Origin of the sequence: Collimonas sp. (assembly GCF_044339385.1) — a bacterium.
In the GTDB taxonomy this organism is placed as follows: Bacteria; Pseudomonadota; Gammaproteobacteria; order Burkholderiales; family Burkholderiaceae_D; genus Collimonas.
Map to the genome: position 1 here is coordinate 1 of NZ_JBIIVN010000081.1, position 11,189 is coordinate 11,189.

General features: G+C 55.7%; 8 protein-coding genes, 1 tRNA gene and 2 pseudogenes. 7 read left to right on the forward strand and 4 right to left on the reverse strand.

Annotated features, from left to right (window positions below; all coding sequences use genetic code 11):
• Window positions 1-135 precede the first annotated feature (135 nt).
• Window positions 136-1,185 (forward strand): annotated as a pseudogene (locus tag ACIQ0R_RS07520) (NADP(H)-dependent aldo-keto reductase).
• A gap of 135 nt (window positions 1,186-1,320) precedes the next feature.
• On the opposite strand, the gene ACIQ0R_RS07525 reads toward ACIQ0R_RS07520, so the two are convergent.
• On the reverse strand, window positions 1,321-1,623 hold the full coding sequence (locus ACIQ0R_RS07525; protein ID WP_395825712.1) for a bile acid:sodium symporter: 303 nt from the start codon (window positions 1,621-1,623) through the stop codon (window positions 1,321-1,323).
• 319 nt (window positions 1,624-1,942) lie between these two features.
• Here ACIQ0R_RS07525 and ACIQ0R_RS07530 point away from each other — a divergent pair.
• A tRNA-Arg gene (locus ACIQ0R_RS07530) sits at window positions 1,943-2,019 on the forward strand.
• A gap of 231 nt (window positions 2,020-2,250) precedes the next feature.
• On the opposite strand, the gene ACIQ0R_RS07535 is transcribed toward ACIQ0R_RS07530, so the two are convergent.
• A complete protein-coding gene (locus ACIQ0R_RS07535) occupies window positions 2,251-2,490 on the reverse strand; it encodes a hypothetical protein (protein ID WP_395825715.1) in 240 nt (79 codons plus the stop codon).
• Window positions 2,491-2,711: 221 nt separating this feature from the next.
• On the opposite strand from ACIQ0R_RS07535, the gene ompR reads away from it, so the two are divergent.
• Window positions 2,712-3,467: a two-component system response regulator OmpR gene (ompR, locus tag ACIQ0R_RS07540; RefSeq protein WP_395825718.1), complete on the forward strand. Its 756-nt coding sequence runs from the start codon at window positions 2,712-2,714 to the stop codon at window positions 3,465-3,467.
• A gap of 64 nt (window positions 3,468-3,531) precedes the next feature.
• Window positions 3,532-4,872, forward strand: a complete 1,341-nt coding sequence (locus tag ACIQ0R_RS07545; protein WP_395825721.1) for an ATP-binding protein — start codon at window positions 3,532-3,534, stop codon at window positions 4,870-4,872.
• Between the two features lie 53 nt (window positions 4,873-4,925).
• On the opposite strand, the gene ispF is transcribed toward ACIQ0R_RS07545, so the two are convergent.
• Window positions 4,926-5,417: a 2-C-methyl-D-erythritol 2,4-cyclodiphosphate synthase gene (ispF, locus tag ACIQ0R_RS07550; RefSeq protein ID WP_395825725.1), complete on the reverse strand. Its 492-nt coding sequence runs from the start codon at window positions 5,415-5,417 to the stop codon at window positions 4,926-4,928.
• A gap of 30 nt (window positions 5,418-5,447) precedes the next feature.
• Window positions 5,448-6,137, reverse strand: a complete 690-nt coding sequence (gene ispD, locus ACIQ0R_RS07555; RefSeq protein WP_395825728.1) for a 2-C-methyl-D-erythritol 4-phosphate cytidylyltransferase — start codon at window positions 6,135-6,137, stop codon at window positions 5,448-5,450.
• A gap of 307 nt (window positions 6,138-6,444) precedes the next feature.
• On the opposite strand from ispD, the gene mfd reads away from it, so the two are divergent.
• The 3 genes and pseudogenes from mfd to ACIQ0R_RS07570 all read left to right on the forward strand — a co-directional run.
• On the forward strand, window positions 6,445-9,891 hold the full coding sequence (mfd, locus tag ACIQ0R_RS07560; RefSeq protein WP_395825731.1) for a transcription-repair coupling factor: 3,447 nt from the start codon (window positions 6,445-6,447) through the stop codon (window positions 9,889-9,891).
• Window positions 9,892-9,948: 57 nt separating this feature from the next.
• Entirely contained in the window at window positions 9,949-10,797 is an 849-nt protein-coding gene (gene serB, locus ACIQ0R_RS07565) for a phosphoserine phosphatase SerB (RefSeq protein ID WP_395825734.1), read from the forward strand.
• A gap of 42 nt (window positions 10,798-10,839) precedes the next feature.
• A pseudogene (locus ACIQ0R_RS07570) lies at window positions 10,840-11,097 on the forward strand (DUF4870 family protein); the annotation flags it as partial.
• Window positions 11,098-11,189 lie beyond the last annotated feature (92 nt).

Sequence of the window (11,189 nt, forward strand, 5' to 3'; positions counted from 1 at the left end):
CACGATCGGTTTGCCCATCTCTTCTTCAGCCTTATCTATATCAATGCCGGAGAGTAGCAGCTTGCCGGAAAAGTTAACAGCCCCTTCGGGCCTTTATGAAACCGTCTCTTAGAACCCGCCGCAAAGGATGCAACAATGCAATATCGTGAACTAGGACAAAGCAATCTCAAGGTCAGTCTGATTACACTAGGCACAATGACCTGGGGCGAACAAAACACAGAAACCGAAGCGCATGCGCAAATCGATCTGGCGCTGGCGCATGGCGTCAACCTGATCGACACCGCAGAAATGTACCCAGTGCCGCCGCGCGCCGAGACTCAGGGTTCGACCGAACGCTACGTCGGCAGCTGGCTCAAGAAATCCGGCAAACGCGATTAGGTACTGATCGCCACCAAAGCCACCGGACCGGCGCGCAAGCCGCACAATCCACGTCATGTACGCGGCGGCATCAACAATTTTGATCGCAAAGGTTTGACAGAAGCGTTGCACGGCAGCCTGGAACGCTTGCAGACAGATTACATCGATCTGTACCAATTACATTGGCCAGACCGCAGCGTCAACTGCTTCGGCACGCAGAACTATGAGCATATCGCTGAAGAAGATACCGTACCGATTGAAGAAACGCTGACCATTCTGGCCGATTTCATCAAGGCCGGTAAAGTACGCCATATCGGTATTTCCAATGAAACGCCTTGGGGCATTGCGCAGTTCCTGCGTGCGTCCGACAAGTTCGATCTGCCGCGCATCGTCAGCATCCAGAATCCATACAGCCTGCTCAACCGCACTTTTGAAATCGCTCACTCGGAATTTTCCTACCGCGAACAAGTTGGACTGCTGGCTTACTCGCCGCTGGCGTTCGGCGTGCTGTCGGGAAAATACCTGGATGGCGCCAAGCCTGCCGACGGTCGCTTGACTCTATTCGAACGATTCAGCCGCTACACTAATCCGCAAGTCAATCGCGTCATCGGCGACTACGTTGCACTGGCGCGCAAGCATGGATTGGATCCGGCGCAAATGGCGCTGGCCTTCGTTAATAGCCGCGGCTTCCTGACCAGTAACGTCATTGGCGCAACCACGCTGCAACAGTTGCAAAGCAATCTCGATAGCGTGAACCTCACACTGAATGAAGAAATTCTGGGAGAGATTGAGGCGATCCATCAACGCCAGCCTAATCCAGCGCCTTAAGTCCGGTTGAACGGCTTAATGAGTTAAGTACAAGGCGCAAAGCGACAGCGCATTATCCCGCAGGACAATACGCCGTCGCTTCGATCTTCTGGCGTGACATCGCCCGATACCGGGCGTGGTCCGGCAGGCAGTACTTCATTCAATGAGACGATCTGCATAGCATTTCGCCAGCATGGCGCAGACCATCAATCGAATCTGATGCAACAACATCAGCGGCAAAACTCGCATGCCAACTGCATGGCTGGCGAACAGTACATTGGCCATCGGCACCCCGCTTGCCGGACGTTTCTTCGATCCGCAAAATACGATGGTGATTTCGTCTTCTTTATTGAAACCAAGAAGACGGCTGACAAGCGTTGCAATGGTCAACATCACGAACAGCAACAACGCTACCACCACAAGCAGGCGCAACAGGGAAAAATCGGCAAGTGCTGCCATAATCCTGGCGCCACCGCCTTGCTAAACGCTGTATCGACTGTATCGACCACCAGCAAAATAGAACCCTGATCGAGCAACATCAGAATCGCCCTGTTCTTGCAGAGCCAGGCGCCAACATGGCATACCGTGAATGGCATCATCGACTAGAAAAATTTCAAAATAAAGCTTCCCAAACAGAAATAGCTATGGGATAGTAGCGGACTTGGTTGAGCGCAAGCGGAAATGAAGATTTTCACTCTGCAAGCAGCAAGAAAATATAAAGTTTTTTAAATATTTTCTCTTCCAAAATAAACAAAGCTCAGATACAATTTTGTTTTTCGCGGCTGTAGCTCAGCTGGATAGAGTACTTGGCTACGAACCAAGGGGTCGTGGGTTCGATTCCTGCCAGCCGCACCAGTATTACGAGGGGTTGCAAGAGAAATCTTGCAACCCGTTTCTGGTTTACATCTCAATTACACCGCAAGATTTTCAGCAGGTCGCATAGCCCCCCCCTCTGGCGTCGCAACGCCATCGCAACTCATTTACGCAAGCAAAGCCAGCGCCAATAAAAACCGGTGCTGCTCATCACCGGTTTTTTATCGTCGTACCATTTGGTTCACGTTAAATTATTTTTTACCTCAATTTACCTCAACGCCGCGACGGATAAATATCGCGCCCAGCCCGATCAATCTGCTGACGTAATTCGCGTCGCTCATCGGGCGACATCTTCGGGCGCGCGGCAGATTCGTTAGGCTCGCCGCTACGACCGCGATTTTGCCACTGCTCATCTGGCGCGCCAGCGCGTCGTGCGTCATACTGTGAAGGCAAAGGAGAGCCGCGCTGCGGACGCTCTTCAGGCGTGCGCTCGGAACGTGCAGATGCGCTCATCGCCGCTAATAGCAGCAATAAACAAATACTGTTTTTCCGAAACATCATCATATGCACGCCTTCTTTAAATTCAGGGTAGCGATCGGGAATTCATCATCACGAATTAAGTGTAAGCTTCCCTATTACTTGTCATAAGACGTTTTTGGTAAAGTTTGTAACACTTTGTAATCCATGGGCATCAACTATATTTTTGTTGCGCACTCTGAAGTTACCATACCACCATGAACACAATCAACACCACAACACATACCCCTAGCGCCCACCAGCAAAAAATTCTGGTGGTTGACGACGACATTCGATTGCGCGATCTGCTGCGACGCTACCTGACGGAGCAAGGCTTCCAGGTTGTCACGGCAGAGAACGCTCAGGCGATGAACAAACTATGGATCCGTGAACGCTACGATCTGTTAGTTCTCGACCTGATGCTGCCGGGCGAAGACGGCCTGGCAATTTGCCGGCGTTTGCGCGGTGCTGGTGACCTGACACCAATCATCATGCTGACGGCAAAAGGAGAAGACGTCGATCGCATCGTCGGCCTGGAGATGGGTGCGGACGATTACCTGCCGAAGCCTTTTAATCCACGTGAACTGGTGGCGCGCATCGGCGCGGTGCTGCGCCGCAAAGGACCAGAAGAGTTACCGGGCGCGCCATCGGAATCGCCGCAATCGTTTGAATTCGGCGAATTCGTGCTCGATCTCGGTACCCGCACTCTGAAGAAGAATGGCGAATCGATTCCGCTGACCACCGGCGAATTTTCGGTGCTCAAGGTATTCGCGCGGCATGCGCGCCAGCCGCTGTCGCGTGAAAAATTGATGGAACTGGCACGCGGCCGGGAATATGAAGTCTTTGATCGCAGCCTGGATGTGCAAATTTCCCGCTTGCGGAAATTGATCGAGCCTGATCCGGCTAGCCCGCTTTACATACAAACAGTGTGGGGACTCGGCTACGTATTCATTCCAGAAGGCCAGCCACGTTGATGCTTGATTGCGCAGTCTGCGTCCTCCAAAGCTGCCGCTCGGCGCGGCAGTATCGTCGCGCCACATGACAACCGCTAATCGGCTGGCCTGGCTGAAAAGCGGTTTGCTGTGGCGGACCTTTTTCATGCTGGCGTTCCTGATCACGGTCAGCATGGTGGCATGGGTCGCCAGCTTCCGGATCGTCGAGCGCGGACCGCGCGCACAACAAGTCGCCGCACAGATCATCTCCATCGTCACCATCACGCGCGCAGCGCTTACCCACTCAGCGCCGGATCTGCGGCGGGAACTGCTATTCGATCTCGCCGGTAATGAAGGTATCCGCATCTATCCGCTTGAAGATACGGACAAGATTGATCCGCCGCCGGAATCGCCGATCATGCCGGACCTGGAGCGAGAAGTCCGCTCGCGCCTTGGCAACCAGACCCGTTTTTCTGCCAAGGTCAACGATATCGGCGGCTTTTGGATCAGCTTTAAGATCGATGGCGACGAATACTGGCTGATGCTGGACCGTGATCGTGTCGATCGCAGTTCCGGCGTACAGTGGCTGGAGTGGGCCGGTATTGCGCTGCTGTTATCGTTACTGGGGGCGATATTCATTTCAACGCTGATTAACCAGCCTTTGTCGCGCCTGACCGCCGCAACGCGCGCTGTAGCCAAAGGCTTGCGCCCTGATCCGCTGCCTGAAACCGGCCCAACCGAAATTGAAGAAGCAAACCGCAGCTTCAATCAGATGGTCAATGACTTGCAACGCATCGAATCGGACCGCGCGATTATTCTGGCCGGCATTTCCCATGATCTGCGCACGCCCCTCGCACGCATGCTGCTTGAGGTAGAAATGGCCAATCTTTCCGACGATGCACGCAGCGGCATGCAATCGGATCTGGCGCAAATGGACGGCATCATCGGGCAATTCCTGCATTACGCAAAACCAACCGACACCAGCACTTTTGAAAAAATAAATGTCAGTGAGCTGCTGGCGACCGTCGCACAAACCGCAGAACGTCAAGCCGATGTACGAATTCACACGCATATTGCACCCCATCTTTACGCCATGGGCGACGTCACCGAACTGAGCCGTGTCTTCAATAATCTGATAGAGAATTCACGGCGCTACGGCAAGCTCGACGGAGACACTGCCGCAACGATAGATATCGATTGCAATTCACGCCAGGACAAGCTGATTATTACTGTCGCAGATCACGGCCAGGGCATTCCGGAAAACGAAATAGATCGCTTGCTGCGGCCATTTACCAGACTCGACATAGCCAGGGGACAAGCCAACGGTTCGGGCCTCGGATTGGCCATCGTCAGCCGTATCGTCAAACAGCACGGCGGCAAACTGCGCGTTAGCAACCGCGAAGGCGGCGGCCTGACAACCCAAATAGAACTGCAATTGAAGAATTGAAGGCCTGATCCTGAAGCCCGGAGCGGCTTGCTGCGGGCCGCGGCAGTCTGGAATCACAAAGGATAGAGCAGCGCCACAGCCTCTGCCGCGATGCCCTCTTGCCGCCCCAGATAGCCGAGCTTTTCATTGGTCTTGGCCTTGACATTGACCTGACTCACTGCGACACCGCAATCGGCAGCGATGTGTTGCACCATTTGCGGAATATGCGGGGCCATCTTCGGTGCCTGAGCGATGATGGTCGAATCGACATTACCGACTGCAAATCCTGCCACTCCGATCAAACGTACCGCCTCACGCAACAACTTGCGGGAATCGGCGCCGGCAAACTGTGCATCGGTGTCAGAAAAATGGCGACCGATATCGCCCAACGCTGCGGCGCCGAACAAGGCATCGATGACCGCATGCAGCAGTACGTCGGCATCCGAGTGACCCAGCAAACCGGTCTTATGCGGAATGGTCACACCGCCGATAATTAATGGCCGTCCGGCCTGCAACACATGGCAATCGTAGCCTTGGCCAATGCGAAATCCGGGATGCCCGCTCATGCTTTTTCCCTTAAAAAACGTCCTGCAATCTCAACTCCTCAAAAACATCTCAGCCAGCGCAACATCATGCGGCAAAGTAACCTTGAAATTGCGCGGACTGCCCTCGATCAGGCGCGGCTGCAGGCCCAGCATTTCAATCGCCCCCGCCTCGTCGGTCAGCGCAGTGGCCTGCGTGAGCGCCTGCACCAACAAACCATAGCGGAACATCTGCGGCGTTTGTGCGGCCCACAGCGCGCTGCGCTCCACGGTCTGCGCCACCCGGCCATTCTGGTCACTGCGCTTGAGCGTATCGACCATAGGCAACGCCAGCAAGCCGCCGACGTCATCATTCTGCAACACCCTGATCAGATTCTCGATCAAAACACCGGTCAATCCGGGCCGTGCCGCATCGTGCACCAGCATCCAGTCGTCGTCGCCAAGCTGCGCGCGGATCGCCTGCAAGCCGTTCAGCACCGACGCATGCCGATTCTCGCCGCCACGAAACAGTATAGTGATGCGCCCGCTCCAATGCGGCGCGGCGGCGACCAGATCGTGAATATAACCATCTTCGGCGCTGACTACCACAAAGGTATGCGCGATGACGGCGGCGGCGAACGTATCGAGCACATGCGCCAGCATGGGTTTGCCAGCCAGCGGCATGTATTGCTTAGGAATGCCGACGCCGAGCCGGGCACCAATACCGGCAGCAGGAATCAGGCCGAAATAGCGAGGAGGATTCATGCGCGCTCGACTCTGGAAAAATGATAAAAAAATGCCATGAATATCCAACAAAAACTGGGGGATCGCTCACGACAATATCCGCCCCCTCTGCTAAGCGCACCACGATTGGCCGGGCAACCGATGAAAATCGGCAAAGTGGCTCGTGGTTTATAATGCGGCTCTGAATTTTAACTGTCAAATCAGGCGTATTGTGGCTTTTCTTGCTCATATTCTGCATGACCGGAGCGCTCTTGCTGAATAATCTGGAAGCCGCTATGCGCGAAGGTTTGCGCCGTCGGTTGTAGCTTAGTTTATTAAACAGGCCCTAATGTCCTTCGATCTAGAAAAATTGTTGCCAAAGCCGGCTGCACGTTTTGTACTGCCGGCGGCACATGGTTCGTCCGATGCGTTCGCGCTGGCACAAGCAGCGCTGGCGCTGAAGGCGCAACAGCGTATGTTGGTAGTTGTGGTAGCAGACGCCACAGACGGCCAGCGGTTACGTTCGGAAATCCCCTGGTTCCAGCCGGCGCAGGCCAACGACCAACAGAGCGGCCTGCGCTGCCATCTGTTGCCCGACTGGGAAACCCTGCCCTACGATGCTTTTTCACCGCACCAGGACCTGGTATCGGAGCGCTTGGCGACGCTGTACGAGGTGCAGAACGGCCAATGCGACGTGTTGCTGGTCCCTGCCACCACCGCACTGGTGAAAATGGCGCCGCCATCTTTCCTGGCGAGCTATACCTTCTTTTTCAAGCAAGGCGAGAAGCTCGACGAAGCGCGCCTGAAATCGCAATTAACGCTGGCCGGGTACAGCCACGTCAATCAAGTCATGTCTCCAGGCGAGTATTCGGTGCGCGGCGGCTTCATCGATATTTTTCCGATGGGCTCGGTGCTGCCTTACCGGCTCGACCTGTTCGGTGACACCATCGACACCATCCGCACCTTTGACGCCGACACCCAGCGCTCGCTGTACCCGGTCAAAGACGTGCGGTTGCTGCCAGGCCGTGAATTCCCGATGGATGAGGCAGCGCGTTCGGCGTTCCGCAGCCGCTGGCGTGAAGTGTTTGAAGGCGATCCGTCGCGCTCAGCGATCTACAAGGATATCGGCAGCGGCATTGCTTCAGCAGGTATCGAATATTACCTGCCGCTGTTTTTCGAAGAAACCGCAACCCTGTTCGACTATCTGCCGCAGAGCACGATGTTTGCGCTGGCGGGCGACATCGAAGGCGCGATTCAGCGCTTCTGGGGCGATACACAATCGCGCTATAAATTCCTGAAGGCGGACCGCGAGCGTCCAATACTGGCGCCGGAAGCACTATTCCTGAGCGACGAATTATTCTTCAGCCTGGTCAAGCCGTTCGGTCGCTGGATCATCAAGCACGGTGACGCAGCATCGGAGCTTTCCGCACCGATACCCAACATTGCAGTCAACCGCCGCATCGACGATCCGCTGACCAATCTGCGTTCCTATCTGTTGCAAACCAGGCGCCGCGTGATGATTTGTGCAGAATCGAATGGCCGCCGCGAAACCTTGCAGCAGTATTTCAACGAATACAATTTACCGCTTGCGCTGTGCGAAGGCTATACCGACTTCATCACCTCCGGCGAAAACCTGATGCTCGGTGTAGCACAGTTGCACGCCGGCTTCGAACTGCCGCAATTCACCTTCATCACCGAAACCGAGTTGTATGCCGGCTCTGGACGCCGCATCGGCAGAAAGAAACAGGAAGGACCGACTCAGGTCGAATCGATGGTGCGCGACCTGTCGGAGCTGAAGATCGGCGATCCGGTAGTACACGTCCACCACGGCATCGGCCGCTACATGGGCCTGCTCAGCATGGATCTGGGCGAAGGCGAGACGGAGTTCCTGCACCTGGAATACGCCAAGGACACCAAACTGTACGTGCCGGTGTCCCAGCTGCATGTCATTTCGCGGTACTCAGGGGCCTCGCCGGAAGATGCCCCACTACATGCGCTCGGCTCTGGCCAATGGGAAAAATCCAAGCGTAAAGCCGCCCAGCAAGTACGCGACACCGCCGCAGAATTGTTGAATCTGTACGCGCGCCGTGCGCTGCGCCAAGGCCATGCTTTCGAATATTCTGCACACGATTACGAAGCCTTCGCCGAAAGCTTCGGCTTTGAAGAAACCGCCGACCAGGCAGCCGCTATCAACGCCGTGATCAAGGACATGACCAGCGGCAAACCGATGGACCGCCTGATCTGTGGCGATGTCGGGTTCGGTAAGACTGAGGTAGCTTTGCGTGCCGCCTTTGTAGCGGTACTAGGCGGCAAACAGGTAGCGATTCTGGCACCGACCACTCTGCTGGCCGAACAGCATGCCCAAACCTTCGCCGACCGCTTTGCCGACTGGCCCGTGAAAATCGCCGAGTTGTCGCGTTTCCGCAGCGACAAAGAGGTCACGCAAGCGATCAAGGGCATGGCTGATGGCACGCTCGATATCGTCATCGGCACGCATAAATTACTATCTGACGATATCAAGTTCTCGCGCTTGGGATTGGTCATCATCGACGAAGAACATCGCTTCGGCGTGCGCCAGAAAGAGGCGCTGAAGGCCTTGCGCTCGGAGGTCGACGTGCTGACGCTGACTGCAACGCCGATCCCGCGTACGCTGGGTATGGCACTGGAAGGTTTGCGTGAATTCTCGATCATCGCCACCGCGCCTCAAAAGCGGCTGGCTATCAAGACTTTCGTCCGCAGCGAAGGCGAATCGACCATCCGCGAGGCTTGTCTGCGTGAATTGAAGCGCGGCGGCCAGGTTTATTTTCTGCACAACGAAGTCGACACCATCCAGAATCGCAAGGCGATGCTCGAAGCACTGTTGCCGGAGGCGCGCATCGGCATCGCCCATGGCCAGATGCATGAGCGAGATCTGGAAAAAGTGATGCGCGATTTCGTCGCGCAGCGCTTCAATATCCTGCTGTGTACGACGATTATCGAAACCGGCATCGATGTCCCGACCGCCAACACCATCATCATGCACCGCGCCGACAAGTTCGGCCTGGCGCAGTTGCACCAGTTGCGCGGCCGGGTCGGCCGCTCGCATCATCAGGCCTACGCTTATTTGCTGGTACATGATGTACAAGGCTTGAGCAAACTGGCGCAGCGTCGCCTGGATGCCATCCAACAGATGGAAGAACTCGGGAGCGGCTTCTATCTGGCGATGCACGATCTGGAAATCCGCGGCGCCGGCGAGGTGCTGGGCGATAACCAATCCGGCGAAATGCACGAGATCGGCTTCCAGTTGTATTCCGACATGCTCAATGAAGCTGTACGCTCTCTGAAAAACGGCAAGGAGCCGGATCTGGCAGCGCCGCTGTCGACCACGACGGAAATCAACTTGCATGTACCGGCATTGCTGCCCAGCGATTACTGCGGCGATGTACACGAACGCTTGTCGATCTATAAGCGCCTGGCAAACTGCAACGAGCAGGGCAAGATCGACGACTTGCAAGAAGAACTGATCGACCGCTTCGGCAAGCTGCCGGACCCGGCCAAAGCCTTGATCGAAACGCACCGCTTACGAATTGCCGCCAAATCGATCGGCATCGTCAAGATTGATGCGCACACCGACTCGGCGCTGCTGCAATTCGTGCCGAACCCGCCGATCGACGCCATGCGCATCATCGATCTGATTCAAAAGAACCGACATATTAAACTCAACGGTCAGGACAAGCTGCGCATTACGGCTAACATGCCCGACCTGGCGGCGCGCCTGGCACAGGTCAAATCGACGCTCAAGGCGCTGGCCGGATAAACCGGCCACACCGGCCTTTTCATTTAATTTTTCACAACATATCAGCGCAACCGAAACATGAAACTGACCCTGCAAAGCCTGAACGCAGAACATGCCGCTATTGAGCGCATTTCCACACTGATCGGCGCCAGCGCTACTGATATCAGCGATGCCGGCCGCCATGCATGGCGCTGCGACAACGTCACCCTTTCCGATGCCCAGAAGGCGCAACTCGACGCCGCTTGCTTAGGCGCCGGTGTTGATTACGCGCTGCAACCGTCGAACCGCCGACTGAGCGGTTTCAAACTGCTGGCGATGGACATGGACTCAACTCTGATCACCATCGAATGCATCGATGAAATCGCCGACATGCAAGGGCTCAAGGCGCAAGTTGCGGCAATTACTGAAGCGGCGATGCGCGGCGAGCTAGAGTTCAATGAAAGCCTGACTCAGCGTGTGGCGTTGCTCAAGGGGCTGCATGCCTCCGCGCTGCAGCGTGTGTATGACGAACGGCTGCAACTATCGCCGGGAGCCGAGCCGATGCTGGCGGCAATCAAGGCGGCAGGCATCAAAACACTGCTAGTATCAGGTGGCTTCACCTTCTTCACCGACCGCATGAAGGCCAAACTCGGACTTGATTACGCCCATTCCAACGTGCTGGAAATCGTCGACGACAAGCTAACCGGTAAAGTGGTAGGCGGCATCGTCAATGCGGATGAAAAAAGAAACACAGTCGAACGCGTTTGCACTGAACTGGGCATTGCTCCGTGCCAGGCGATCGTCATGGGAGACGGTGCCAACGACCTCAACATGATGAAGATCGCCGGTCTTTCCGTCGCCTTCCGCGCCAAGCCGGTGGTGCGGGCGCAAGCCAGCGTGGCCTTGAATTTTGTCGGCTTGGATGGCATCTTGTCTATACTGGCGTAAGCGGCGTTGGAATAGCGCCAGCCTCAACTTCGAAGGATAACCATGGCACAAACACAAGAACTTGTTTTCGATAACAAGTTGCAATCCGAGAAAAATCTTGTCTGGTGGCTGTATCTCGGGCACGCCGCCAGCTTGCTGTTCTCACTGGGCGCGCTGTCCTGGATTCCGCTGATCGTCAACTACCTAAAACGCCAGGATACCGCAGGCAGCTTCGTCTATAGCCACCATAACTGGCAAATCCGCTCATTCTGGTGGTATCTGGTCTGGATGTTTGTCGGTGGGGCATTGTTCCTGACTGTTGGCGCTGATTGAATCTTGACCCAGCCTGCTGATCGAAATGTGACCCAGGGCTGGTCGCTGCGTTTTGAGTTAGCAGCTGTGGATAAGTCTAT

Bases quoted from the DNA above. Each gene is read 5' to 3' on its own strand.
- ACIQ0R_RS07535 (WP_395825715.1), bottom strand. From the start codon at position 2,490: ATGAGCGCATCTGCACGTTCCGAGCGCACGCCTGAAGAGCGTCCGCAG.
- ACIQ0R_RS07545 (WP_395825721.1), top strand. From the start codon at position 3,532: ATGACAACCGCTAATCGGCTGGCCTGGCTGAAAAGCGGTTTGCTGTGG.
- mfd (WP_395825731.1), top strand. From the start codon at position 6,445: ATGTCCTTCGATCTAGAAAAATTGTTGCCAAAGCCGGCTGCACGTTTT.
- ACIQ0R_RS07525 (WP_395825712.1), bottom strand. From the start codon at position 1,623: ATGGCAGCACTTGCCGATTTTTCCCTGTTGCGCCTGCTTGTGGTGGTA.
- ispF (WP_395825725.1), bottom strand. From the start codon at position 5,417: ATGAGCGGGCATCCCGGATTTCGCATTGGCCAAGGCTACGATTGCCAT.
- ispD (WP_395825728.1), bottom strand. From the start codon at position 6,137: ATGAATCCTCCTCGCTATTTCGGCCTGATTCCTGCTGCCGGTATTGGT.
- serB (WP_395825734.1), top strand. From the start codon at position 9,949: ATGAAACTGACCCTGCAAAGCCTGAACGCAGAACATGCCGCTATTGAG.
- ompR (WP_395825718.1), top strand. From the start codon at position 2,712: ATGAACACAATCAACACCACAACACATACCCCTAGCGCCCACCAGCAA.